This window comes from Pseudomonas sp. SCT (genome assembly GCF_003864275.1).
In the GTDB taxonomy this organism is placed as follows: domain Bacteria; phylum Pseudomonadota; class Gammaproteobacteria; order Pseudomonadales; family Pseudomonadaceae; genus Stutzerimonas; species Stutzerimonas stutzeri_AE.
Genome location: NZ_BDJA01000003.1, coordinates 285435 through 309371, shown reverse-complemented (window position 1 = coordinate 309371; position 23937 = coordinate 285435). Strand labels below are relative to the sequence as shown.

Sequence of the window (23937 nt, the reverse complement as noted above, 5' to 3'; positions counted from 1 at the left end):
TCATTGACTCCTTCTGCGGCGCGAGAAAACGCGCAAGGCGGCATGCACGAAGACCCCTAGCAAGGCCACTCCAGCCAGGCCAAAGCCGATGCGGTCGAGCAGGGGGCTGTGATGGTTGCCGGTCAACCAGATACCGGCCACGCCGGCGAGTCGACTTTGCCTGGCATGACACTGCGCGCAATCGACTGCCTGATCTTTCGGCGCAACCATGTGGGTGATGGGCCACAGCATCGAGGTGTCAACGAAGTCGAACTTGCCGCTATAGGGCGCGCCGGAGGCGTCGGCACCCGCCTGCAGCGCCTTGGCCCAATCGAAGTTGTACCAGAACGCCGTATCGTTCGGCAGCGCGGTATGCGGCACTAGCAATGTCAGGTGCTCGGTATCGTATGGCTGGCGGCCATGGAAGGTTTTTACCGGCCAGATTCGCGCATCGGCTGCTCCCGGCACACCATGAAAGCGGTTGATCGGAACGCGACTGGTCGGGTCGATGACCGTGTCGGGTTGCACGTAGGTAACCCGGCCGTCAAACCAGACATAGTCCGGCACTACGTGCTCGCCGAGGATGAAGCTGCCCTTGCGGCTGTCGTACAGGATCTGACCACGTTCGTTGCGTGTCTGGTATGGCTTGCCGTCGGCACCCATCTTCCCCGCGGTGGACCAGTCCCAGGCCATCTTGGTAGGCACACCACCACGGGCGAAGGTCGGAATATGGCAACTCTGGCAAGCCAGCACGCTGGTGTGATCATTCAGGCGTCCGGCGTGCAGCAGATTCCCCTGGTGCGGTTTGGCGCCATGGCAGGACTGGCACGTCGAGCGGTTGCGCTCGCTACGCTGACCTCGGATGGCTGCGCTGTGCGGGTCGCTGGCAGTCACGTTGATGCGACTGCCGGCAATCCGGTGCTCTTCGGCGACATGGCAGGTCGAGCAGGCGAAGTCGAGTCCATCGACGGCCATGTGTATGTCCAGCTCAGGTGACGGCGAATTGAGTGACGAATCGAGATCGCCGTGCTTAACGCCGTCGCCACCGCCGCCGTAGTAATGGCAAGTGCCACAGGTGCGCCGGCTGGTGGCGCCGACCTGACGCGCCACCGCGGCCAGGTCCACGGGCTCGACGAACTTGCCTGAGCCGGGTGCGGTTTCGCTACGCACCAGCGGTGGATGGCCGGCGAGGCCTGCAAGCTTCAGGTAGTTGCCGGTGTTGTGACAGGCGAGGCAGTCAACCTTGCTCTCGTCGGTGAAGTCGAAACTGGCGTCTTTCCAGCCGTAACCAATGTGGCAGGACTGGCAGAACGCCTCGTTTGAGCGGTCGCCGATGCAGAAGCCATTGAGCATGGTCTTCTTGCCCAGGCGCTGGCCGGTATCCGGGTTGAGGTAATCCCACGTCCAATGCCGTGTCGCCATGATCTGGCTGGCGGCCTTGCTATGACAACTCAGGCAGGCCCGTGTGACCTCTTCGCCGCTGGCGAACGGACCCTGCAATGCCTCGAAGAGGGTGTGATCGGCGGTGGATGCTTGTGCGAAGCCGGCTAAAAGCAGAAGTGGCGCTAACAGCAGGGCGATGATGCACTGGCGGAATGCTCTCATTTGCCTCTCCCTTGCTGCATGGCAGCGGCCCTCGGTTCCAGCATAGGTCACCCCTGGCAATCTGCTATTGCAGCCATTGCGGCTTTAGCAGCATGACGATGCCCAAGGCGAGCATCACCGCGCCGCTGATGAGCTTCAGCGTGGCGCCAGAACCTTGCGTAAGCTTGCGGCTGCTCAGCGCGAGTACGGCGATGGCGACCATCAGTGCGTCGTCGGCGATGTAGCCAATGATGTAGAGACCCAGATAGGCGTGGTGGGCCAGTGCGCTCAACTGCTGCTGGGCCAGGACTGCGGTATAGATCGCCGGCAGGCCGGCGGTACACAGCAGCTCGACGAAATTGACCACGACGGCCAGCAGCGCAACGCCGCCGAGAGCGGGCAACAGGCTTCGGGTTTGCAGAATGCGGCGTACGCGCGCATACAGGCCCGGCTTGGCGCTGTCGGGTATCGAGAGGGCAAAACCGTTTTCCGGGCGCAGCCCGTCGCGCAGGTTGATGAAGCCGATCAGCATCGCCAACAGCGCCAGTCCGGTGACGACTAGCGGCGATACGCCAACGAACAGAAACAGGTTCAGCCAGGCCGCCATGAACAGGTAGTACACCGCGCCGCTGATCAGCACGAAGGTTCCCGCGATTGCAGCCATACGCCTTCGATCCTGCAGACGAACCAGTAGCGACAGCAGAAACAGCAGTACCCACATCGCGCAGGGGTTGAAACCATCCAGCAGACCGAGGGCAAGGGTGAATGCAGGCAACCCAAGACGCTCAAGGCTGAGCGTGCCGAATAGCGTGGATTCAACCGTGCCCGGGCGCTGGACGCGTTGCTCGATCAAGGCGAGCAGCCTGGCGCCGCTGTGCGTGGCGTCGTCAAAGCCCACCAGCAGCTGATCGCCGATGACGAATGTCGGCACCGCTGGGGGCCAGGCGCCGGCTTCACGGGACAGGCGCAGCAGATCGGCGCGCGCGGCAGGATCGCGATCGACTTCCCGCAGGCGAATCTCCAGCTCCGGATGCTGCGTGGACAGCTCAGCGAGATAGACCTTGGCTGCGCTGCAGTGCGGGCAGCCGTCGCGGACGAACACTTCAAGCACCGTTGCGCTGGCAAAGGCATGAGCGCTGGCCAGTAGCCCCAGAAGCATCAACAGAGCGCCGCGCAACACGACGTGGTACATGAGCGTGCTTCCCTGGTGCGGGCCAAGCCGCCGGCGGGGCGATGGCACATGGTTTGCGAATCCACGTCCATCCTCGACCGTCTTTTTCCGGTCAGCAATGATCTGTAGCAAGGTTGCGCGGTGTGAACGGCCGTGGCGCAGCAGGGTGGACTAATCTCTTAATCAGCGTCATGGAACCGGACCTGACAAGCGGACAGAATCAGGCACCGGTGAGACAGGCCTGTGCCGTGCTGTTTGCCGTCCTACCAGCGGAGATTTTGGCGATGAAGATCGAGCGATTCGAAGACCTGATCGACTGGACACGCGACACCCATGCCATGCTGGCGCGTTGCATGGCGCGCTGTTCCGACAAGCACGAGGAGACCCGAGCCAAATGGCTGCTGGTCTATATTGCCGACCACGAGCGAGCCCTGGCAGAAACGGTCGACAAGATCGAGAAACATGCCGACCCGAAGGCATTGCACACCTGGATCTACGACTACCTGACACGCAATCCGGTGTTGCGCAATCAGGCCTGCAAGGCTTACGACACCATGACGGTGGAGGAGATCTCGCTGGATATCTTCACCATTCACAACCAGGTGATCGATCTCTACCGCTCCCTGGCCCGCCGCGCCGAGATCGATGGTGCCCGCAACCTGGCCGAGGACTTGCTGCAGCTTGAGGAGCACGAAACCATGCGACTGGCCCGCCAGGTGAGCCGTATTCACGAAATGTAGTGGCCATACGGCGTAGCGGTTGAGTTTGGCTGCGATGCTCACTCGCGCGGAGGTTGCGGGCAGCGTGTGCGGAGACTGCTCATCCAACCGCCACCTAATCGATTCGTTACAGTTGAACGATGTGCCTGGAAATCCCCGATGCTTGTCCAGGCATGATCCCGTCGACAATGCCCCTCGGAGCGGCGCCTTTTCCCGCATACTGCGTGCCGTCAGTCAGCACGGGTTACGGTTGCATATCGATGGTGTCGTTTTCCGGCTATCTCGGCCTTTTTCTTGCGGCGTTCGGTGCTGCCACGCTACTACCCATGCAGTCCGAGGCGGTACTCGCCGGTCTTCTCCTTTCGGAGCGGTATACGGTCTGGGCGTTGGTTGCCGTGGCCAGCCTGGGCAATGTGCTGGGCTCGCTGGTGAACTGGTTGCTCGGTCGTTACGTCGAGCACTTTCGCCACAAGCGCTGGTTTCCGGTCAACGAGCGTCAGCTGGCCAAGGCACAGCACAGCTACCACCGCTACGGTCGCTGGACCTTGCTGCTCAGCTGGGTGCCGATCATCGGTGATCCGCTTACGCTGGTCGCGGGTGTCATGCGCGAGCCGTTATGGAGCTTTCTGCTGATCGTCACCTTGGCCAAGACCGCACGCTATCTGATCGTGATGGGACTGACGCTCGGCTGGATGTGACGCAAGGGCTGACAGCACGACCGTGCCTGGTCGATCATGCAGCATCGACAACCGGCAGGAATCCGAGCGGCATGATCATCGAGGCGCAAACGACAGCAGACGCAGCGGTCGGCACGGCCAGTGCCAGCCGGGACAGCATCAGCGTCCGTTTGGTGGCCGAGGCACTGCTCGGTTTCGTCGGGCCGCGGCTGAGCGGCGAGCATCTGCTGGAGAAAATTGGCCTCGACCCCGCTTGCCTGCAAGATCCCGACGGTCGCATGGACGTGCGCGACTACTCGCAACTCTGGCTGCGCCTGGCGCGGCATTTCGATGATGAATTCTTCGGCATGGATCCGCGCCGGCTGCGCTCGGGCAGCTTCGTCTTTCTCAGTCGCAGCTGCCTGCAGCAGCCCACTCTGGAGAAAGCGCTTGTTCATGCGTTGGAGTTTCTCGGCCTGGGGCTGGAGAACCTGCGTGGCAAGCTGATCCGCAGCCAGAGCCTGGCCGAAGTGGTGCTGCGCGAGCGTAACGCCGAGCCGGCTCGCGCCTTCTGCTATTTCACCTTCTGGATGCTGCTGCATGGGCTGGCCTGCTGGCTGGTAGGGCGGCGCATCCCGCTGCTGGCGGTCGAGCTGCGCTGCGCCGAGCCGGACTACACCGACGATTACCGGGTGATGTTTTCCGACAACCTGCGTTTCGGCCGACCCTCGACGCGGATCATCTTCGCCGCCGAAGTGCTCGACCTGCCGATCCGTCGCAGCGAAGCGGAGTTGCGTGCCTTTCTCGCCGAGGCCCCGGCGAACATCCTGGTGCGCTACCGCGACCATTCCAGCCTGGCCAGCCGCATCAAGCAGCACCTGCGCAGCCTGCCTGCCGAACGCTGGCCAGACAGCGAGACGCTGGCACAGACCCTGTGCATCTCGGCCTCGACCCTGCGTCGCCGGCTGGCGGAGGCGGGGCAGCCTTATCAGGCCATCAAGGATGGCTTGCGCCAGGAAATGGCCACCGAATGGCTGGCCGATGCCGCCATCAGCTATGGCGAAATCGCCGAGCGGCTGGGGTTTGCCGATGTCAGTTCGTTCTACAAGGCTTTCCGCAAGTGGACAGGTATCAATCCCGGGCACTACCGCAACCTGATTCTGGCGCCGGCGCGCGCCTGATAGCGCGTTGTTGGGCCTGAAGGCCTCCACCTGTCCTCACGCCTTTAACGATAGCGGCATGATCGCCTTTTGCCATTGGCCAAAACGGTCAGGCAGGTTGAGAACATCGACCATTGCCGCACCCGTGTCGCTGTCCAAAGATAACCCCGGCTTCGCACCGAATAACAACAAGCACGGGAGACAGCCATGCAGATTCGCGACAAGGTATTCCTCATTACTGGCGGCGCCTCCGGCCTTGGCGCTGCGGCGGCCCAGGCGCTGGTCGAGGCGGGCGGCAAGGTCGTGCTCGCCGATCTGGACGAAGCCGCAGCCAACGCCACGGCACAGGCGCTCGGGCCTAGCGCCCTCGGCGTCGCCGCCGACATTCGTGATGAACAGGCCGCGCGCCATGCCGTCGCCACCGCGCGCGAACATTTCGGCGGGCTGCACGGGCTGGTTAATTGCGCTGGCGTCGCCGGTGGCGAAAAGGTGCTCGGGCGCAATGGTCCGCACAGCCTCGACGCTTTCAGCCGCATCGTCGGCATCAATCTGATCGGTAGCTTCAACATGCTGCGGCTGGCCGCCGAGGCGATGGCCGAGAACGCGCCAGACGCCGATGGCGAGCGCGGCGCGATCATCAATACCGCATCGATTGCCGCCTTCGACGGGCAGATCGGCCAGGCTGCCTATGCCGCGTCCAAGGGCGGTGTGGTCAGCATGACCCTGCCGGCCGCGCGCGAGCTGGCGCGCTTCGGCATCCGCGTGATGACCATTGCACCCGGCGTGTTCGAGACGCCGATGATGGCCGGCATGACCCAGGAGATCCGTGACTCGCTGGCCACCGGCGTGCCGTTCCCGCCACGCCTGGGTCATCCGGCCGAATACGCCGCGCTGGTGCGGCACATCTTCGAAAACAGCATGCTCAACGGTGAGGTGATCCGCCTCGACGGCGCCTTGCGCATGGCTGCCAAGTAAAGGAAGCAGAGATGAAAGATGATCCGATCGTAATCGTCAGCAGCGCGCGTACGCCCATGGGTGGTTTCCAGGGTGATCTGCTGGGCATGACGGCACCGCAGCTCGGCGCTGCCGCCATCCGCGCGGCGGTGGAGCGCAGCGGCCTGCCGGCGGAGAACGTGCAGGACGTGCTGATGGGCTGTGTGCTGCCCGCCGGCCAGGGCCAGGCCCCAGCGCGCCAGGCGGCTCTGGGCGCCGGGCTGACCCGCGCCACCACCTGCACCACAGTGAACAAGATGTGCGGCTCGGGCATGCAGACGGTGATCATGGCTCACGACCAGTTGCTCGCCGGCAGCGCGGAAATCGTCGTCGCTGGCGGCATGGAAAGCATGAGCAACGCGCCTTATCTGCTCGATCGTGCCCGTGGCGGCTATCGCATGGGGCACGGCCGGGTGCTCGACCACATGTTTCTCGATGGTCTGGAAGACGCCTACGACAAGGGCCGCCTGATGGGCACCTTTGCCGAGGAGTGCGCCGACGCCTTCGGCTTCACCCGTGAGGAGCAGGATGCGTTCGCGCTGGAATCGCTGCGACGGGCCCAGGCGGCAATCGCCGAAGGGCACTTTGCCGATGAGATCGTCGCGCTGGACGTCACTCAGGGCAAACAGCAGCGGCAGATCCGCGATGACGAGCAGCCGCCCAAGGCGATGCCGGAAAAGATTCCCAGCCTGAGACCAGCGTTCCGCGAGGGCGGCACGGTGACTGCGGCCAACTCCAGCTCGATTTCCGATGGCGCCGCCGCGCTGCTGTTGATGCGCCGTTCCGAAGCCGAGCGCTGGGGCCTGCAGCCACAGGCGGTGATCCACGGCCACGCGGCCTACGCCGATGCGCCGAATCTGTTCACCACCGCGCCGATCGGGGCGATCCGCAAGCTGATGGAGCGCACCGGCTGGTCCACCGGAGACGTGGATCTGTTCGAGATCAACGAAGCCTTCGCCGTGGTCGCCATGGCCAGCATGCGCGAGTTGGGCTTGGACCACGCCAAGGTCAACGTCAACGGCGGTGCCTGCGCGCTTGGCCATCCCATCGGTGCCTCGGGCGCGCGGATCCTGGTGACGCTGCTCGCCGCATTGCGCAAGCGCGGTCTGCGCCGTGGCGTAGCGGCGATCTGCATCGGCGGCGGCGAAGCCACGGCCATGGCCGTCGAACTGATCTGAGGAGGCATCCATGCTGCCCAATGAAGATCAAAACGCGATCGCCGAGATGGCTCGCCAGTTCGCTAAGGAACGGCTGAAGCCTTTCGCCGAACAGTGGAGTCGCGAGCATCGCTATCCCGCCGAGGCGATTGGCGAAATGGCCACTCTCGGCTTCTTCGGCATGCTGGTGCCGGAGCAGTGGGGCGGCAGCGATACCGGCTACCTGGCCTACGCCATGGCGCTGGAAGAAATCGCCGCCGGCGACGGCGCCTGCTCGACCATCATGAGCGTGCACAACTCGGTCGGCTGCGTACCGATCCTGCGTTTCGGCAACGACCAGCAGAAGAGTGACTTCCTCACGCCGTTGGCCCGTGGTGAGCAGATCGGCGCCTTTGCGCTGACCGAGCCGCAAGCGGGCTCCGACGCCAGCAGCCTGCGCACCCGCGCCCGTCGCGACGGCGATCATTACGTGCTCAACGGCGCCAAACAGTTCATCACCTCCGGCAAGCATGCCGGCACGGTGATCGTCTTCGCGGTGACCGATCCGGACGCCGGCAAGCACGGTATCAGTGCCTTTATCGTGCCGACCGACAGCCCGGGTTATCAGGTGGTGCGGGTGGAGGACAAGCTCGGCCAGCACGCGTCGGATACTTGCCAGATCGCCTTCGAGGACCTGCGCGTGCCGGTGGCCAACCGGTTGGGCGAGGAGGGCGAGGGTTATCGCATTGCCCTGGCCAATCTCGAAGGCGGACGCATCGGCATCGCCGCCCAGGCGGTCGGCATGGCGCGCGCGGCGTTCGAGGCGGCGCGTGATTACGCCCGGGACCGCGAAACCTTCGGCAAGCCGATCATCGAGCACCAGGCGGTGGCTTTCCGCCTGGCCGACATGGCGACCCAGATCGCCGTGGCGCGGCAGATGGTGCATCACGCCGCGGTGCTGCGCGAGGCCGGGCGGCCGGCACTGGTGGAGGCTTCGATGGCCAAGCTGTTCGCCTCGGAGATGGCGGAGAAGGTCTGCTCGGCAGCAATCCAGACCCTTGGTGGCTACGGCTATCTGGCCGACTTTCCGGTGGAGCGCATTTACCGCGATGTGCGGGTCTGCCAGATCTACGAAGGCACCAGCGACATCCAGCGCCTGGTCATCGCGCGCAACCTCGGAGGACCGGTCTGACCTGAACCAGCTGCGCCTGCGTGCCTTACGGCGCATCGATACATGATTTCAGTGGTGCCGGTAGAACGCCGTTTCCTCGACCGGCACTTGCACAATAAAAACAAGATAGAGGTAGGAAACATGCAACCAGGATTGATGCAGAACGCCCCGCTGCTGATCAGCAGCATCGTCACCCACGCCGCGCGTGCGCATGGTGATCGCGAGATCGTCTCGCGGCTGGTCGATGAACCCCTCTGGCGTTATGACTATGCCGGGCTCGCCGCCCGGTCGGCGCAGGCCGCCAGGATGCTGGGCAAGCTCGGCATCGGCCCCGGCGACTGCGTGTCGTCGCTGGCCTGGAACACCCATCGCCATTACGAGCTGTTCTTCGCCGTGCCCGGCATCGGTGCGGTGCTGCATACCGCCAACCCGCGGCTGTCGGACGAACAGATCGTCTACACCATCAACCATGCCGGCAGCCAGGTGCTGCTGTTCGACAGCAGCTTCGCTGCCTGCGTCGCCCGGCTGCGGCCGCGGTTGGGCAATATCCGCCATTTCATCGAGCTGGCCGCGCAGCCGAGTTCCGGCCTGCAGGATGTGCTGGGTTACGAGCAGCTGATCGCCGATGAGCAGCCGCTGGACTGGCCGCAGTTCGACGAGAATGCCGGCGCGGTGCTCTGTTACACCTCCGGCACCACAGGCGACCCCAAGGGCGTGCTCTACAGCCACCGTTCGGTGGTGCTGCATGCGATGGCCGCCGGGCTGTCCGGTGCGTTCGGCCTGTCCGCCTTCGATTGCATCATGCCGTGCTCATCGCTCTATCACGGCACCGCCTGGGGCATTCCGTTCGCCGCGGCGATCAATGGCTGCAAGTTCGTGCTGCCATGCGACAAGATGGACGGCGCGAGCCTGCAGGAACTGATCAAGACCGAGGGCGTGACCCTGTCCGGCGGGGTGCCGACCATCTGGACCATGTACCTCGCCCATCTGGAACGTAGCGGTGAGGATTCCGGCAGTCTGGCGCGGCTGGTGATCGGCGGTTCCGCCGTGCCGCGGGCGATGGCCGAAACCTTCCAGACCAAGTACGGCGTCGCGGTCTGCCAGCTCTGGGGGATGACCGAGACCAGCCCGCTGGGTGTGGTGGCCACGCCGACGCCGAAACTGGCCGAACGTGGTCAGCAAGCGACCAACGACACCATCTGGACCCGTCAGGGCCGCCTGCAATTCGGTATCGAACTCAAGATCGTCGATGAAGAAGGGCGTGAGCTGCCGTGCGATGGCGTCAGTTCCGGCAGCCTCAAGGTGCGCGGCCCCTGGACGGTCGAGCGCTACTACCGCAGCGAAAAAAGCGCGCTGGATGAGGATGGCTGGTTCGACACCGGTGATATCGCCACGCTGGATGCCGATGGCTTCATGCGCATCACCGACCGCAGCAAGGACGTGATCAAGTCCGGCGGCGAGTGGGTCAGCTCCATCGATATCGAGAACGTCGCGGCGGCCTGTCCCGGTGTGAAGGTGGCGGCGGTGGTCGGCGTGTTCCACCCCAAATGGGAAGAGCGCCCGGTACTGGTGATCGAGCCGCACGCCGACGCTGAGGTTACGGTCGAGACGATCCTCGCCCATCTGGAGCCGAACATCGTCAAGTGGTGGATGCCGGATGCGGTGATCTTCGACGCGGTGCCGCTGACCGCTACCGGCAAGATCGACAAGAAGGTGCTGCGCGAGCGCTATCGTAACCATCTGGTCGAGAACCAGCCCAGCGCCGTGAACCAGTAACGCCTGTTACCCATACGCGCTCCGTGCTTCGGTGCGGGGCGCGTCTGCGTGCGTGTGAATCTAGGAGATTTGCCATGAACGAACACGACGATGCCCGTAGCGGACCGCTGTGCGGCCTGCGCGTGCTGGAGTTTGCCGGGATAGGCCCAGGGCCGCACTGCGCGATGCTGTTGGCAGATATGGGCGCCGAAGTGCTGCGCATCGAACGCGAGGGTGGTAACGGCTGGCCGAACCCTGTGGTCGACCGTGGGCGCAAGACGCTGACGCTGGATATCCGCAGCGAAGCAGGGCGTGCGCGCTGCCTTGAGCTGGCGCAGACCGCCGACGTGCTGATCGAAGGCTTCCGCCCCGGCGTGATGGAAAGGCTCGGGCTCGGGCCGGAGGAACTGCTGCAGCGTAATCCGAAACTGATCTACGGACGCATGACCGGTTGGGGCCAGACCGGCCCGCTGGCCAAGGCAGCTGGTCACGATATCAACTACATCGCACTGACCGGTGCGCTGGCGGCAATCCGTGGCGAGAGTGGAACCGCGATACCGCCGTTGAACCTGGTTGGCGATTTCGGCGGCGGCTCGTTGTATCTCGCGGTCGGCATTCTCGCCGCGTTATGGGAGCGCGAGCGCTCCGGCCAGGGGCAGGTGATTGATGCGGCGATCGTCGATGGCGTTTCGTCGCTGATGACCTTCTTTGCCGGTCTGCTACCGAGCGGACGGATCGACATGCAGCGTGACCGTAATCCGCTGGCTGGTGCAGCACCTAACTATCGATGCTATCGCTGCGCGGATGGCCGCGAGATCGCCATCGGCCCGCTGGAACCGCAGTTCTGGCGAGAATTGCTCGAGCGCATCGATGCGCCGGAAGCCCTGTGGGCGGGTTGCGAGGATCCTGCTGGATGGCCAGCGCAGGCCGAACTGCTGGAGCGCCTGTTCATTACCCGTACCCAGGCTGAATGGTGCGCCTTGCTGGAGGGCAGCGACGCATGCTTCGCACCGGTGCTGGAGCTGGGCGAAGCGCCTCAGCATCCACACCTGCGTCAACGAAGCGTTTATCAGGAACTCGATGGCATTGCCCAAGCAGCACCGGCCCCACGTTTTTCACGTACCCCGAGCAAGGCCAGGCAAACCTCGCGCTGCCTTTCGGACGAAGGCTGGGAGTAAAAGGGCAGGTGATCAAGCGTGCTTCGACAGGCCAAGAGAGATATTCAATAGTACTTGAAAGGCATGGCATTTCAGCCGGTTTAACTTATAGCAGCTGGGCGCGTGTTTTATTGGACGCGCAGTCAGGAAATCGATTCCACGATATACAACGCTTATGTTGCTACTCGGCCGAAAGTTATGGCTGTACCCGACCAAAGTCGGGTGCACGCCCTGTAATCCGCGGGCTAGACGTGCCGCACGTCGGTTTGGGTTGCTACTTGGCGTCAGCTGACTACTATGAAAACGAGGCTGCTTATTACAACAAAAACGGGGAGTCAGACGTCATGAATAATAATGCCGAGCAACAAGTAGTTGCACTTGAATTGTGCCGGTTCCTGGCCCACTGCATTGCCGCGATCGTTGTCGTGGGGATGCTCTTCGTGGCCCTCGTCGGATCCTGGCATGCTGCCCTCAGTGTTGGGGTTGTTCCACTGCTGGCCATCATGGCCTGCGATTATCTAGCCAGACGCAAGGAAACTGCTGTGCTTACAGCAGACGCCTGATACGACTCAGGCGCTAACCAGCCGAAGAACCTTCCTATGCCTATCGAGCGATCGACACCCTGACAGTGAATCACTGCCGGGGTGTCTTGCGTTGGGGCTCCGCCAGCCAGTCAATTGCCGGTTTGCCTTCATCATCGCGCTTTCGCCGAATCAGACGCACAGGCGGTTACCCAAAGGTGTTACTCCTTTCGTACAGCGTAACGGCCGCTGAGGTGCGCGGTAACGAATCAGGCGCTGATTCTGTGCGGCGCCTGTGTCACGAAAACGCAACCTATTGAAAAATAACGTTTTATAAAAACTGGCACGGCGAATGCTTTCTAATCGGCACAACAAGAACAAGAAAGCACACCCAATAACAAGAACAACACGTAGCGACTCCGACACAATAAAAACAAGCAGGTGGGAGACGTAGCAAACTGATTCTTTTGGAGAGGAATTGCCCGGCAGGTTTCCTGTCGACCGGACCGAGAAAAATAAAACTGCCTTGAGGCAGCTCCAGAACCGGTTGAGCCCGTGAGGGCAGTGGCAACATCAGCGACCAAAATAATCCGTTTGTTCTTTATGTCCCTTATGGGACTGCTATTCGGACGATGTCCGACCGGGCTACCAACAAAAACAACAAGCCCGTAAGCAGAAGAAGAACAAAGCAACACGCCCTGAAGGGGAGCCTTATGGCTCCCCTTTTTATTTGCGGCGTACTGGTTCCGGCCATTGCCGGAAACCATTGGTGGCGAACAGAGAGCTGACTGGTAGTCGCGGCAGTTGCTTGGGCTGTGGAGTACCCGCCTGGCGGCGAGCGCATGGCGCTAGCAGGCGATCTGGGGTAAAGCCGGGCTACCAATAAAGCCAGGCAGCCGGCGACCAATCTTGTCATGGTCGCACTGACTGCAGGCTTGTCCTGATTTCAAGGGGGCCTTGCTCGGCAGGACGGGAAAACGCCTTACAGCGCGTAGTTCGCCAGCTCCCGCGCGATCAGCAGGCGCTGGATTTCGCTGGAGCCCTCGTAGATCTGCGTGATGCGGGCGTCGCGGTAGTAGCGCTCCACGGGGTAGTCCTCCAGATAGCCGTAGCCGCCATGAATCTGTACCGCCTGCGAACAGACCTTCTCCGCCATTTCCGAGGCGAACAGCTTGGCCTGGGAGGCCTCTGACAGGCACGGCAGGCCGGCGCTCTTCAGCCTTGCGGCATGCAGGATCAGCAGGCGCGCGGCGTTCAGCTGGGTCTGCATGTCGGCGAGCATGTTGGCGATGCTCTGGTGCTCGGCAATCGGCTTGCCGAACTGCACCCGCTCGCGGGCGTAGAGCAGGGCGGCTTCGAAGGCTGCACGGGCGATGCCGAGAGCCTGCGCGCCGATGCCGATACGCCCGCCTTCGAGGTTCGACAGCGCAATCGCCAGGCCCTTGCCGCGCTCGCCAAGCAAGTTGGCCTCCGGGATTCGGCAGTCGCTGAGCGAGACCGCGCAGGTGTCCGAGGCGCGGATACCCATCTTGTGTTCGCTGCGCTCCACCGCGAAGCCGGGGGTGTCGGTAGGCACCAGAAAGGCGGAAAGACCTTTCTTGCCGAGTTCCGGATCGGTCACCGCAAACACGATGGCCAACTTCGCCCGCTTGGCATTGCTGCAGAACTGCTTGCTGCCGTTGAGCACCCACTGACCGTCCACCAGCTCCGCGCGGGTGCGCAGGTTGTGCGCTTCGGAGCCGGCTTGCGGTTCGGTGAGGGCGAAGCAGCCGATGGCGCGACCGCTGGCCAGTTCGGCCAGCCACTCGTCCTTCTGCGCCTGCGAGCCGTAGTTCAGCACCGGGCCGCAGCCCACCGAGTTGTGGATGCTCATCAGCGCGCCGGTGGCGCCATCGCCGGCGGAGATTTCCTCCACGGCGAGCGCGTAGGCGACGTAGTCGATATAGCTGCCGCCCCATTCTTCCGGGACGACCATGCCGAGCAGGCCAAGCTCGCCCATCTGGGCTACCAGGGCGTCATCGATCCAGCCGGCCTTTTCCCAGGCCTGTGCATGCGGAGCGATCTCGCGGCGGGCGAAGTCGCGCGCCATGTCGCGGATCATGCGTTGGTCTTCGCTGAGTTCGAGGTCATGCATTGCGCGTTCTCTTCTTGTTGTTGTGCTGCAAAAGAGGTTCAGGCCGTGGCGCTGCGACGTGCCTTGCCGGTTGTAGCCTTGAAGCCGTCGAAGAACGCCTGCACGCGTTCCGGCGTGACCTCTGCCAGCGTCGGCGGATTCCAGCGCGGCGATTTGTCCTTGTCGATGATCAGCGCGCGCACGCCTTCCATGATGTCGCCCTTGGCGAACCATTGACGATCCAGGTGCAGCTCCAGGGCGAAACAGTCGGCGATCGGCAGCTCGCGGCCGCGCCGCAGCATCTCCAGGGTCACGCACATGGCCAGTGGTGAGCGACTGTCGAGCACCTTGACGGTTTCCTCGGCCCAGTCGGCAAATTCCGGGCGCGTTTCGGCGGCCAACGAGGCGCGAATCGCAACCACATCGCTCTTACCGAAATGCTCGTCGATGGCCTGATGCAGTGCCTTCAGCTCAGAGCCAGGGAGCTTGTTGCTGCCCAGGGTCGCAACCAGCGTGCGCAGCGCTTCCTGCGGATGGACCGACCAGCTCATGCGGTCGAGGCAACGATCCAGTTCGGCGATCTGGTCGTGGCTGACACACCAGTCGGCCAGGCCGACGTGCAGCGCATCGGCGGCGCGGATCTGCAGGCCGGTGACGCCCATGTAGGTGCCAAGCTCGCCCGGCAGGCGTGAGAGGAAATAGCTGCCGCCGACATCCGGGAAATAGCCGATGCCGACTTCCGGCATACCCATGCGCACACGCTCGGTGACCACGCGCAGCGACGCACCCTGGACCAGGCCCATGCCGCCGCCGAGGACGAAGCCGTCCATCAGCGCCAGCAGCGGCTTCGGGTAGGCGTGAATGCATTGGTCGAGGGCATATTCCTCCTCGAAGAAGGTCTCATGCTCGGTATCGCCGCGCTGAAAGCTGTCGTACAGCGAACGGATGTCGCCGCCGGCACAGAAGGCTTTCTCGCCATTGGCGCGCAGCACCACGGCATGAATCTGCGGATCGGCCGCCCAGGCGCTGAGCTGCTGTTGCAGCAGACGGACCATTTCCAGGGTCACCGCATTCAGCCCGGCCGGGCGGTTGAGGGTGAGGTGACCGACGTGGTTGCGTACGGCGGCCAGCACGGGGCGTTCGGTTGCACTCATGGTCAGGTGTCCTTGCGGTACTGGTTGATGATCGCCGAGAAATCCAGGCCGCCGTGGCCCTGGGCGCTGAAGCTCTGATAGAGCTGCTGGGCGAGGGCGCCGAGGATCACCGGCTGGCGCACTTGCTTGGCGGCCTCGGTAGCCAGGCCGAGGTCCTTGAGCATCAGATCGCTGCCGAAGCCGCCGCTGTAGCCGCGTGAGGACGGAACGTTGTCCAGCACGCCGGGGAAGGGGTTGTAGGTATCCGAGCTCCAGCAACGACCGCTGGAGGTGTTGATCACGCCGGCCAGGGTCTTGGCATCCATGCCCAGCGCGACGCCCAGCGCCATGGCTTCGGCGACGCCGATCATGGAAATGCCCAAGAGCATGTTGTTGGCGACCTTGGCCACCTGGCCGTTACCGGCCGCACCGCAGTGCACGATGTTCTTGCCCATCGCCGCGAGGATTGGCTGCGCATGGTCGAAGTCCGCATCGCTGCCACCGACCATGAAGGTCAGGGTGCCGGCCGCGGCGCCGCCGGTGCCACCGGAGACCGGCGCGTCGAGCATCGGGTTGCCATGCTCGGCAGCGGCCTTGGCCACTTCGCGCGCGCTGTGCGGGTCGATGGTGGAACAGTCGATGAGCATCACACCCGCGCGGCTGTGGGCGATCAGGCCGTTCACCCCCAGGTACACGCCCTTAACATGGGCGGCGGCCGGCAGCATGGTGATGATCAGCTCGGCGTTGCCCTGGGCGATGGCGGTCGGGGAATCGACCGGCAGCGCGCCGGCGCCGACCAGATTCTCCACGGCCGCGGCGTTGAGGTCGAAGACGCTGAGCTGATGGCCTGCCTTGAGCAGGTTGTGGGCCATGGGCGCGCCCATGTTGCCCAGACCGATAAATCCGATATGCATGGCGTGTTTCCTCTTGTTGTTATGGCCAGATGCGGCTTAGCGATTGGTGAACTCAGGCTTGCGCTTCTCGCTGAACGCCGCCATGCCTTCTTTCTGATCGGCAGTGGCGAACACCGCATGGAACACGCGACGCTCGAAGCGGATGCCTTCGGCCAGCGTGGTTTCGAAGGCGCGGTTGACGCTTTCCTTGATCATCATGGTGGCCGGCAGGGATTTCTCGGCGATCACCCGGGCGGCCTTGAGGGTTTCCTCCAGCAGGCTTTCAGCCGGGAACACACGGGCGACGAGACCGGCACGCTCGGCTTCGGCGGCGTCCATCTGGCGACCGGTCAGGCACATGTCCATGGCCTTGGCCTTGCCCACGGCGCGGGTCAGGCGCTGGGTGCCGCCGATGCCCGGCAGTACGCCGAGGTTGACTTCCGGCTGGCCGAAACGGGCATTGTCAGCGGCGAAGATCATGTCGCAGAGCAGCGCCAGTTCGCAGCCGCCGCCCAGGGCATAACCGGCGACGGCGGCAATCAGCGGCTTGCGGCGGGTGGCGATGCGGTCGGCGTCGGCGAAGAAGTCATCCAGATAGATCTGCGGATAGGTCAGCTCGGCCATTTCCTTGATGTCGGCGCCAGCGGCGAAGGCCTTGGCCGAGCCGGTGAGCACGATGCAGCCGATCTGCGGATCAGCCTCGAGCTGGCCCAGCGCCTGGTTCAGCTCGCTGATCAGCTGGCCGTTGAGCGCGTTGAGCGCCTGCGGCCGGTTGAGGGTAATCAGCGCGACGCGCTCCTGGATGTCGACGAGCAGGGTTTCGAATGTCATTTCAGCGTCCTTGAGGGCCGGCGCGTCCGCCGGCCCGATGGGTGATGTCACTTCAGGTTGATGGTGGTGTTGACCGGGCCGCCGACCTCGTTCTCATCGAACCAGCGTTCGGTGATGGTCTTGGTCTGGGTATAGAACTGCACCACCTGCTTGCCGTACGGGCCGAGGTCGCCGAGCTTGGAGGCGCGCGAGCCGGTGAAGGAGAACATCGGCACCGGCACCGGGATCGGTACGTTGATGCCCACCTGACCCACGTCGATCTCTTCCTGGAAGTGCCGCGCCGCGGCACCGGAACGGGTGAAGATAGCGGTGCCGTTGCCGTTCGGGTTGGCGTTGATCAGCTCGATGGCTTCGTCCATGGTCGCTGCCGCCATGACGCAGAGGACCGGGCCGAAGATTTCTTCCTGATAGACGCTCATCTCGCGGGTGACGCCGGAGAAGATGGTCGGGCCAACGAAGTTGCCGTTCTCGTAGCCGCTGACGCTCGGGTTGCGACCGTCCAGTTCCAGCTTGGCGCCTTCGCGCACGCCGCGTTCGATCAACCCGCTGACGCGATCCAGCGCTGCGCAGGAAACCAGCGGACCGACATCGGTGCCGGCCTCGACACCGGCGTTGACCTTGAGCGTCTGCGCCTTGGCCACCAGATCGGGAATCCAGGCCTGCGCCTCACCCACCAGCACCACCACCGAGAGCGCCATGCAGCGCTGGCCGGCCGCACCGAAGGCGGCACCGGCGAGGTTGTTGAGGGTCTGCTCCTTGTGCGCATCGGGCAGCACGATGGCGTGGTTCTTCGCGCCCATCATGCACTGCACGCGCTTGCCGGCCTGACTGGCGCGGTTGTAGACGTGGGTGCCGACCTTGGTCGAGCCAACGAAGGACACCGCCTTGATATCCGGGTGGTCGCAGATCGCATTCACCACGTCTGGCCCGCCGTGCACCACGTTGAGCACGCCCGGCGGCACGCCGGCTTCCAGCGCCAGTTCGCACAGGCGCATGGTGACCATCGGGTCCTGCTCGGAGGGCTTGAGAACGAAGGTGTTACCGGTGGCGATGGCCATCGGGAACATCCACAGCGGGATCATCGCCGGGAAGTTGAACGGGGTGATGCCGGCGCAGACGCCCAGCGGCTGCAGCAGGGTATAGGTATCGACACCGGCGGCGACGTTGTTGGCCAGCTCGCCGAGCTGCAGGTTGCCGATGCCAGCGGCGTGCTCGACCACTTCCAGGCCGCGGAACACGTCGCCCTCGGCATCGGCCAGGGTCTTGCCCTGTTCGGCGGTGAGGATCGCCGCCAACTCCTTCATGTTCTCGCGGATCAGCTGCTGGTACTTGAGGAAGATGCGTGCGCGCGCGCCGATCGGTGTCTTGCGCCAGGTCTTGAAGGCTTTCTGGCCGCTGGCGACGGCGCGGTCGATTTCCTCAGCGGTCGCGAACGGCACGCGGGCCAGGACTTCCTGGGTCGCCGGGTTGACGACATCGCGCCAGTCCTGGGTGGTCGATTCGATAAATTCACCGTCGATCAGCAATTTGACGGTAGGAATGGAGCTGGACGTTGTCATAAGGCTCTCCGCCTGAGAAGGCACTGTTGTTGTTATGGCTCGCGGACGGCTGCGACCAGTTGCAATGAATGTAGCAATGCAAAAAACCACATTACAATGCGATCGACTGCAGAGTCGCTCTGCATAAATGCACAGGAGCTGATGGAGGCTTCAACCATGGACTGGGACAATCTGCGTTATTTCCTTGAGGTCGCTAGGGCAGGGCGGCTGACGACCGCGGCGCGCCGGCTCGCTGTCGACCACACCACCGTGTCCCGTCGTTTGCAGGCGCTGGAAAAAAGCATGGGCCTGCAGCTGTTCCTGCGTGAGCCGGGCGGTTACAAGCTCACCGAAGCCGGGCGCAACCTGCTGCCGAGAGTGGAAGCGATGGAAAGCGCCAGTGTGGCCATCGAGCACTCGTTGCCGAGCATGGGTGATGGCCTTTCCGGGCAGGTGCGCATCGGCGCGACGGAGGGTTACGGCACGGTGATGCTTGCCGGTCAGCTCACCGGGCTCAGCCGCCGCTATCCGCACCTGAACATCGACCTGCTGGCGCTGCCGCGGGCGGTGCGCCTGTCGCGCCACGAGGCGGATATCGTCATCACCCTGGAACGCCCGGAGCGCGGGCCGTTCATCATCACCCGGCTGACCGACTACGTGCTGCGGCTGTATGCCTCGCCAGCCTATCTCGACGAACACCCGCCGATCCGCAGCCGCGAGGATCTGGCCGAACATCGCTTCGTCAGCTACGTGGATGATCTGCTGTTCAGCAAGGAGTTGCTGTTTCTCGATGGCATCGCTGACGCCCGCTCCATCGGCCTGCGCAGCACCAGCCTGCTGGCACAGCAGGAGGCGGTGGCGATGGGTGCAGGGATCGCGATTCTGCCGGCGTTTTCCGCCGACGCCGATCCACGGCTGCGACTGCTGCTGCCCGAGGAGGTCAGCTTCACCCGCACCTTCTGGATGTTGATGCCGATCGAGTTCAAGGACCTGGCGCGCATGCGCACGACCTGGGATTACCTCAAGGAGATGGCGCAGCAGAACCAGGATCGTTTGCTGGGCCAGTAGTTATCGCTGGCCGAGCTGTCCAGAGAAGCAAGACGGCGCTGCGAGAGCGCCGGGAGATTTGCGCGTCAGCCATGTAGCGGCTGTGCGCAGGCGGCACATCATTGCGGCGCCGCCCGGTCGATCAGACGCGGGGCGTGGTACGGCTTTCGTTGCCCATGGGGGTGGAGTCCGGCATCGGCACGCTGGTATCGGTGAAGTCCGAACTGTGCACTTCGGAATCCATCGGCATATGGCTGTAGCGCTGGCTCGGCAATGCCGGTTTGCTTTCCATCTCCGCGAGCATGCGCTTGGCCTCGCAACGACCGCTGATGCCGCGGACCAGGGCCATGCCGCCCATCGCCAGCTCGGCCAGACCGAAAATCCCGCCACGGCGCAGACCCTTGCCCATCAACACCAGGCCGCCGGCCAGCGACGCGGCGCGTTCCCAGCCGTGGACGTTCTGTGGGGCGGTTTTGTCGTACATTTGCTTGATCATGACGCGGCATCCTCTATGCGGGTGGTTTATAGATGACTGCGGTGTGCGGGTAGCGTTCCGGCTGTTCATCGCTGCCAGAGAATGAGCGACAGCTCCAGCGGCACGGCGAGGCCCAGCTCGGAGCTGGGTATCACCCGCGCTGTGTAGTCGGCCGGCGGGCGTTGAGTAATCGCGTCACCTTGGAAGGTGGCGTATGCGCCGTCGTGGTGCTGGAGCGTCAATGCGTGGACGGCAGCTGGCTCGCCCCCCTGCGGTTCGGCGAACAGCTGCACGGTAATCTGCTGCGGCTCGATGCGTCCAAGATGCAGGCGAACCTCGACATGATGGATGTCGCTCTCGCTCCGCCATTCAATCTGCTCGAAGGCCAGTTCGTGCCAGTAGCTGCGCAGACAGGTGATCTGGCGTGACAGCGCCGATGCCGAGGCCGAACCATCCGCGCAGCGTTGCCGGTAGGCAGTGGCCAGCGGCAGGTAATAGCGCTCGGTGTATTCGCGCACCGTGCGATCGGCGGAAAAACGCTCCACCAGTTCGCTCATGCTGCGGCGCATGCGTTTTACCCAGGCGGCCGGGATCTGTTGCTCATCACGTCTGTAGAAGCACGGCACCACCTGCTCTTCGAGCAGCCGATAAAGCTGTTCGGCGTCAGCCGCATCATGTTCGGGTTCATGCTCCAGGCCATCGCCGACGGCCCAGCCGAGATCGGCGGCATAGGCCTCGGCCCACCAGCCGTCGAGCTGTGAAAGGTTCAACCCGCCGTTGGCCAGAACCTTCATGCCGCTGGTGCCGCTGGCTTCCCATGGGCGCCGTGGTGTGTTCAGCCAGACATCCACGCCTTGCACCATGTGCCGGGCGATGCGCATATCGTAGTCCTCGAGAAAGATCACGCGTCCGGCGATGTCGGCTCTGGCGGCGAACCGTTGCCATTCGCTGAGCAGCGCTTGCCCGGTGCGGTCGGCAGGGTGTGCCTTGCCAGCCACCAGCAGCTGCACCGGATAAGCGGGATGGGTGAGGATGGCTGCCAGTCGCTCCGGATCCTGCAACAGCAGATTGGGGCGCTTGTAGCTGGCGAAGCGCCGGGCGAAACCCAACGTCAAATGTTCGGGATGCAGGCGCGAGCCGGCAACTTCAATTTCCGCTGGCGACGCGCCATGCACCGCGAGGCTGCGGGCCAGATGGCTGCGTACGAAGGCAAGCAATTCGCCACGCGCGTACTGGCGAATCTGCCATAGCCAGCGGTCGTCGACTCGCGCCAGTAGCTCGTCCACCGAACCCTGGTCGGTTCCGCGCCAGGGGATATCGTCGCCATGCAATTCATACCAGTGCGCTTCGGCGTCCGGTGAAACCCAGGTCGGCAGGTGGATGCCGTTGGTGACATGGCCGACAGGTACGGATTCGATTGGCCAGCGTGGGTACAGCTCGCGAAAGATGTAGCGGCTGGTGCGGCCGTGCAGCTGACTGACGGCGTTGACCGCGCCGGCACCGCGCGTCGCCAGGTAGGCCATGTTGAATGGCTCGCGTGGGTCCTGCGGTTGTTTGCGTCCCATTGCCAGCAATGCCTGCAGTGAAATGCCCAGTTCGTACTCGGCATAGCGCTCCAGATAATTGCTTACCAGCTCCGGCGGAAAACGATCGAAACCGGCCTCGACAGGTGTGTGGGTGGTAAACAGATTGCCTGCACGCGTTGCGTTGAGTGCGACGGAGAACGAGACACGCTCTCGGGCCATATGGCTGCGCGCGCGCTCCAGCACCGCGAATGCAGCGTGACCGTCGTTCAGGTGAAGCACATCAGGACGCAGCCCGGCGGCTTCGAGCAAACGCCAGCCGCCGATGCTCAGAACCAGCTCCTGGCGCAGGCGCATTTCATTGTCACCGCCGTAGAGTTCGCTGGCGATCAGCCGTGCTATGGGCGGGTTTGCCGGATCGTTGGTGTCCAGTAACAGCAGGCGGTTGAGGCCGACCGTTGCCTGCCAGCCGCGCAGCCAGATCTGCAGCCCGGGGAGCTGAATGGCCAACCGCAACGGGGCGCCGTCTGCATCGAGCAGCGGTTCGATAGGCATCTGCCGGGTGTCGTTGACCGGATACAGCGCCTGCTGGTGAGTATCGGGGCCGATGCTCTGGCGGAAGTAACCGTGCTGCCAGAGCATGCCCACCGCGGTGACCGGAACGCCGAGATCGCTGGCAGCCTTGAGCTGATCGCCGGCGACATTGCCGAGCCCGCCGGAATAGATCGGCAACGCCTCGCTGAGCATGTACTCCATGGAGAAATAGGCGACCCGCGTGAGCGTTTCGCCGCAATTCTGGCTGGCGAACCACGTTGGCCGTTCCAGGCGTGCCTGCTGAGCCTCAACGATGCCTTCCACCAAACGATGGCATTCGGCGCGTTGCAGAATGGCTTCCAGTCTCTGCTCCGGCACCGTGCTGAGAATCAGGCTGGGGTTGCGTGTGAGCTGCCACAGGTCATTGTCGATCAGCTGCCAGAGGTCATCGTTCTGGCTGGTCCAGCGGATGGACTGGTCGAAGGCAAGCCGACGCAGGGTTTCCGGTGTGATGGCGGGGCGTTCGGGTGCGGGAGTCAATGCAGCCTCTCTCTTTGGGACGGGGAAAGCTATGCCGTCCAGCATAGCTTTCCCTGTTGCGGCTAGCCGGGCTGCGCTCAGCGTTGCGGCTTGGCATCCGGTTGCGGTACATCGCTCGGGGTGACGGGTTCCTCGTCGATGGTTTGCTCGGCCTGCTGTTCGTCCTCGCGATCGGCTTCGAGGCCATGTTGCTGCTCAGTGTGCTTGGGGTCGTACTGCAGTTCGATGAATACCGGGAAGTGGTCGGAGCCAATATCCGGCAGGCGGAGCAGGCGGATGAAGCGGAAATGCGCGCTGTGGAAGAAGTGGTCCAGCGGCCAACGCAGGAACCAGTGATGGGCGTGGAAGGTGTTGTACATACCACGGCCAACGCGCGGGTCGAGCAGCCCGCTGATCTTGCGGAACAGGCGCGTCGTGGGCGACCAGGCGACATCGTTGAGATCACCACTGACGATGATCGGGTCATCGCTGCGTTGGATGCTCTTGGCGACCACCAGTAGCTCCGCGTCGCGCTCGGTGGATTCTTCGTTCTCCGTCGGGCTGGGTGGTGCAGGGTGCAGAAAGTGCATGCGCACCGCGAGTTCGTCGCTGACGCGCACTCGAGCATGCATGGATGGCACGTCGTCTTCCACCAGAAAGCACAGCTCCGGCTCTTCCAGCGGCAGACGTGAAAAGACATGCATGCCGTAAAGGTTGTCCAGCGGGCAGCGGATGCTATGCGGGTACTCCTCGGCGAGTTGCTCGAGCTGCGCTTCCCACCACTGGTCTGATTCGAGGGTCACCAGAACGTCGGGGCGATACTCGCGGACCAGCGCCAGCAGCCGGTCGGACTGCCGATTCGGGCCCAGCACATTGGATGACATCACTCGGATGCGCGGCCCTGTGGCATCTGGCTCCGCCCGGCGCACCTCGTTGCTCCAGGGGCGGGTGTAGGGCACGACCCACGCGAGCTGATAGACCAGACACGCGCCGGCCAGGGCGGAGATCAGGTAATGCCAGGGCTGGCTGTAGTCCAGCAGCATGCCCTGAGCGACGAGCAGGGCGGCCAGCAGCGCGCCGAGCTGCAGGCGTGGAAACTCCCATACGCGCACCCACCAGGCGCGATGCCGCCACAGCGGCAGGAGCGTGACGAGCACAAAGAATCCTGTGGTGACCAGCAATATCCCTTCGAGCATGACGTTTCCCATAGCGGCCGATCGATTCGGCAGATGCCCTTGCGCTGCGGATGGTGCAAGGACCGAGGCATTCGACAGGCAAACAGGCAAAGCAGCTCAAAGGAAAGCGGATGATCACGTTCAGATCAGGCGG

Annotated in this window: 20 protein-coding genes; 10 read left to right on the top strand and 10 right to left on the bottom strand. The window is 63.7% G+C overall.

Annotated features, from left to right (window positions below; all coding sequences use genetic code 11):
* Positions 1–1584, bottom strand: a complete 1584-nt coding sequence (locus BHD08_RS09935) for a tetrathionate reductase family octaheme c-type cytochrome (protein WP_125021930.1) — start codon at positions 1582–1584, stop codon at positions 1–3.
* A 64-nt stretch (positions 1585–1648) separates the two neighbouring features.
* Positions 1649–2755 (bottom strand): glutaredoxin family protein, encoded by a 1107-nt coding sequence (locus BHD08_RS09930; RefSeq protein WP_125021928.1) that lies wholly within the window; start codon positions 2753–2755, stop codon positions 1649–1651.
* Between the two features lie 263 nt (positions 2756–3018).
* On the opposite strand from BHD08_RS09930, the gene BHD08_RS09925 reads away from it, so the two are divergent.
* From BHD08_RS09925 to BHD08_RS09885, 9 genes are all read left to right on the top strand, one after another.
* Positions 3019–3474 (top strand): hypothetical protein, encoded by a 456-nt coding sequence (locus tag BHD08_RS09925; protein ID WP_015277234.1) that lies wholly within the window; start codon positions 3019–3021, stop codon positions 3472–3474.
* A gap of 239 nt (positions 3475–3713) precedes the next feature.
* Complete coding sequence (locus BHD08_RS09920) at positions 3714–4151, top strand: YqaA family protein (protein ID WP_015277233.1); 438 nt, start codon at positions 3714–3716, stop codon at positions 4149–4151.
* Positions 4152–4222: 71 nt separating this feature from the next.
* Complete coding sequence (locus BHD08_RS09915) at positions 4223–5290, top strand: AraC family transcriptional regulator (RefSeq protein ID WP_015277232.1); 1068 nt, start codon at positions 4223–4225, stop codon at positions 5288–5290.
* A 186-nt stretch (positions 5291–5476) separates the two neighbouring features.
* Positions 5477–6244: an SDR family NAD(P)-dependent oxidoreductase gene (locus BHD08_RS09910; protein ID WP_125021926.1), complete on the top strand. Its 768-nt coding sequence runs from the start codon at positions 5477–5479 to the stop codon at positions 6242–6244.
* 11 nt (positions 6245–6255) lie between these two features.
* On the top strand, positions 6256–7440 hold the full coding sequence (locus BHD08_RS09905) for an acetyl-CoA C-acyltransferase (protein WP_125021924.1): 1185 nt from the start codon (positions 6256–6258) through the stop codon (positions 7438–7440).
* 10 nt (positions 7441–7450) lie between these two features.
* Positions 7451–8590, top strand: a complete 1140-nt coding sequence (locus tag BHD08_RS09900; RefSeq protein ID WP_125021922.1) for an acyl-CoA dehydrogenase — start codon at positions 7451–7453, stop codon at positions 8588–8590.
* 135 nt (positions 8591–8725) lie between these two features.
* Positions 8726–10345, top strand: a complete 1620-nt coding sequence (locus BHD08_RS09895) for a long-chain fatty acid--CoA ligase (protein WP_125022243.1) — start codon at positions 8726–8728, stop codon at positions 10343–10345.
* 74 nt (positions 10346–10419) lie between these two features.
* Positions 10420–11502: a CaiB/BaiF CoA-transferase family protein gene (locus BHD08_RS09890; RefSeq protein ID WP_125021920.1), complete on the top strand. Its 1083-nt coding sequence runs from the start codon at positions 10420–10422 to the stop codon at positions 11500–11502.
* A 323-nt stretch (positions 11503–11825) separates the two neighbouring features.
* On the top strand, positions 11826–12044 hold the full coding sequence (locus tag BHD08_RS09885) for a hypothetical protein (protein ID WP_041756652.1): 219 nt from the start codon (positions 11826–11828) through the stop codon (positions 12042–12044).
* A gap of 940 nt (positions 12045–12984) precedes the next feature.
* Here BHD08_RS09885 and BHD08_RS09880 read toward each other — a convergent pair.
* Genes BHD08_RS09880 through BHD08_RS09860 form a run of 5 tightly spaced genes read right to left on the bottom strand, consistent with a single transcriptional unit; the run spans position 12985 to position 18531 of the window.
* Positions 12985–14136, bottom strand: a complete 1152-nt coding sequence (locus BHD08_RS09880; protein ID WP_125021918.1) for an acyl-CoA dehydrogenase family protein — start codon at positions 14134–14136, stop codon at positions 12985–12987.
* Between the two features lie 38 nt (positions 14137–14174).
* Entirely contained in the window at positions 14175–15269 is a 1095-nt protein-coding gene (locus BHD08_RS09875) for an enoyl-CoA hydratase/isomerase family protein (protein ID WP_125021916.1), read from the bottom strand.
* 2 nt (positions 15270–15271) lie between these two features.
* Positions 15272–16162 carry a 3-hydroxyisobutyrate dehydrogenase gene (mmsB, locus tag BHD08_RS09870; protein WP_125021914.1) on the bottom strand — a complete coding sequence of 297 codons (891 nt, stop codon included), beginning with the start codon at positions 16160–16162 and terminating at the stop codon, positions 15272–15274.
* A gap of 36 nt (positions 16163–16198) precedes the next feature.
* Positions 16199–16972, bottom strand: a complete 774-nt coding sequence (locus BHD08_RS09865; protein ID WP_015277221.1) for an enoyl-CoA hydratase — start codon at positions 16970–16972, stop codon at positions 16199–16201.
* Between the two features lie 47 nt (positions 16973–17019).
* Entirely contained in the window at positions 17020–18531 is a 1512-nt protein-coding gene (locus tag BHD08_RS09860; protein ID WP_015277220.1) for a CoA-acylating methylmalonate-semialdehyde dehydrogenase, read from the bottom strand.
* A gap of 156 nt (positions 18532–18687) precedes the next feature.
* On the opposite strand from BHD08_RS09860, the gene BHD08_RS09855 reads away from it, so the two are divergent.
* The gene (locus BHD08_RS09855) at positions 18688–19578 is read left to right on the top strand and encodes a LysR family transcriptional regulator (RefSeq protein ID WP_015277219.1); all 891 of its coding nucleotides are present in this window, start codon (positions 18688–18690) and stop codon (positions 19576–19578) included.
* Positions 19579–19699: 121 nt separating this feature from the next.
* Here BHD08_RS09855 and BHD08_RS09850 read toward each other — a convergent pair whose 3' ends face one another.
* The 3 genes from BHD08_RS09850 to BHD08_RS09840 all read right to left on the bottom strand — a co-directional run bounded on the left by BHD08_RS09850 (position 19700) and on the right by BHD08_RS09840 (position 23804).
* Positions 19700–20053: a DUF2892 domain-containing protein gene (locus BHD08_RS09850; RefSeq protein ID WP_125021912.1), complete on the bottom strand. Its 354-nt coding sequence runs from the start codon at positions 20051–20053 to the stop codon at positions 19700–19702.
* Positions 20054–20118: 65 nt separating this feature from the next.
* On the bottom strand, positions 20119–22629 hold the full coding sequence (gene glgP, locus BHD08_RS09845) for an alpha-glucan family phosphorylase (protein WP_125021910.1): 2511 nt from the start codon (positions 22627–22629) through the stop codon (positions 20119–20121).
* Positions 22630–22706: 77 nt separating this feature from the next.
* Entirely contained in the window at positions 22707–23804 is a 1098-nt protein-coding gene (locus tag BHD08_RS09840) for an endonuclease/exonuclease/phosphatase family protein (RefSeq protein ID WP_125021908.1), read from the bottom strand.
* Positions 23805–23937: the final 133 nt, after the last annotated feature.

Coding starts and splice junctions, on each gene's coding strand:
- BHD08_RS09935 (WP_125021930.1), bottom strand. CDS start 1,584: ATGAGAGCATTCCGCCAGTGCATCATCGCCCTGCTGTTAGCGCCACTT.
- BHD08_RS09930 (WP_125021928.1), bottom strand. CDS start 2,755: ATGTACCACGTCGTGTTGCGCGGCGCTCTGTTGATGCTTCTGGGGCTA.
- BHD08_RS09925 (WP_015277234.1), top strand. CDS start 3,019: ATGAAGATCGAGCGATTCGAAGACCTGATCGACTGGACACGCGACACC.
- BHD08_RS09920 (WP_015277233.1), top strand. CDS start 3,714: ATGGTGTCGTTTTCCGGCTATCTCGGCCTTTTTCTTGCGGCGTTCGGT.
- BHD08_RS09915 (WP_015277232.1), top strand. CDS start 4,223: ATGATCATCGAGGCGCAAACGACAGCAGACGCAGCGGTCGGCACGGCC.
- BHD08_RS09910 (WP_125021926.1), top strand. CDS start 5,477: ATGCAGATTCGCGACAAGGTATTCCTCATTACTGGCGGCGCCTCCGGC.
- BHD08_RS09905 (WP_125021924.1), top strand. CDS start 6,256: ATGAAAGATGATCCGATCGTAATCGTCAGCAGCGCGCGTACGCCCATG.
- BHD08_RS09900 (WP_125021922.1), top strand. CDS start 7,451: ATGCTGCCCAATGAAGATCAAAACGCGATCGCCGAGATGGCTCGCCAG.
- BHD08_RS09895 (WP_125022243.1), top strand. CDS start 8,726: ATGCAGAACGCCCCGCTGCTGATCAGCAGCATCGTCACCCACGCCGCG.
- BHD08_RS09890 (WP_125021920.1), top strand. CDS start 10,420: ATGAACGAACACGACGATGCCCGTAGCGGACCGCTGTGCGGCCTGCGC.
- BHD08_RS09885 (WP_041756652.1), top strand. CDS start 11,826: ATGAATAATAATGCCGAGCAACAAGTAGTTGCACTTGAATTGTGCCGG.
- BHD08_RS09880 (WP_125021918.1), bottom strand. CDS start 14,136: ATGCATGACCTCGAACTCAGCGAAGACCAACGCATGATCCGCGACATG.
- BHD08_RS09875 (WP_125021916.1), bottom strand. CDS start 15,269: ATGAGTGCAACCGAACGCCCCGTGCTGGCCGCCGTACGCAACCACGTC.
- mmsB (WP_125021914.1), bottom strand. CDS start 16,162: ATGCATATCGGATTTATCGGTCTGGGCAACATGGGCGCGCCCATGGCC.
- BHD08_RS09865 (WP_015277221.1), bottom strand. CDS start 16,972: ATGACATTCGAAACCCTGCTCGTCGACATCCAGGAGCGCGTCGCGCTG.
- BHD08_RS09860 (WP_015277220.1), bottom strand. CDS start 18,531: ATGACAACGTCCAGCTCCATTCCTACCGTCAAATTGCTGATCGACGGT.
- BHD08_RS09855 (WP_015277219.1), top strand. CDS start 18,688: ATGGACTGGGACAATCTGCGTTATTTCCTTGAGGTCGCTAGGGCAGGG.
- BHD08_RS09850 (WP_125021912.1), bottom strand. CDS start 20,053: ATGATCAAGCAAATGTACGACAAAACCGCCCCACAGAACGTCCACGGC.
- BHD08_RS09840 (WP_125021908.1), bottom strand. CDS start 23,804: ATGCTCGAAGGGATATTGCTGGTCACCACAGGATTCTTTGTGCTCGTC.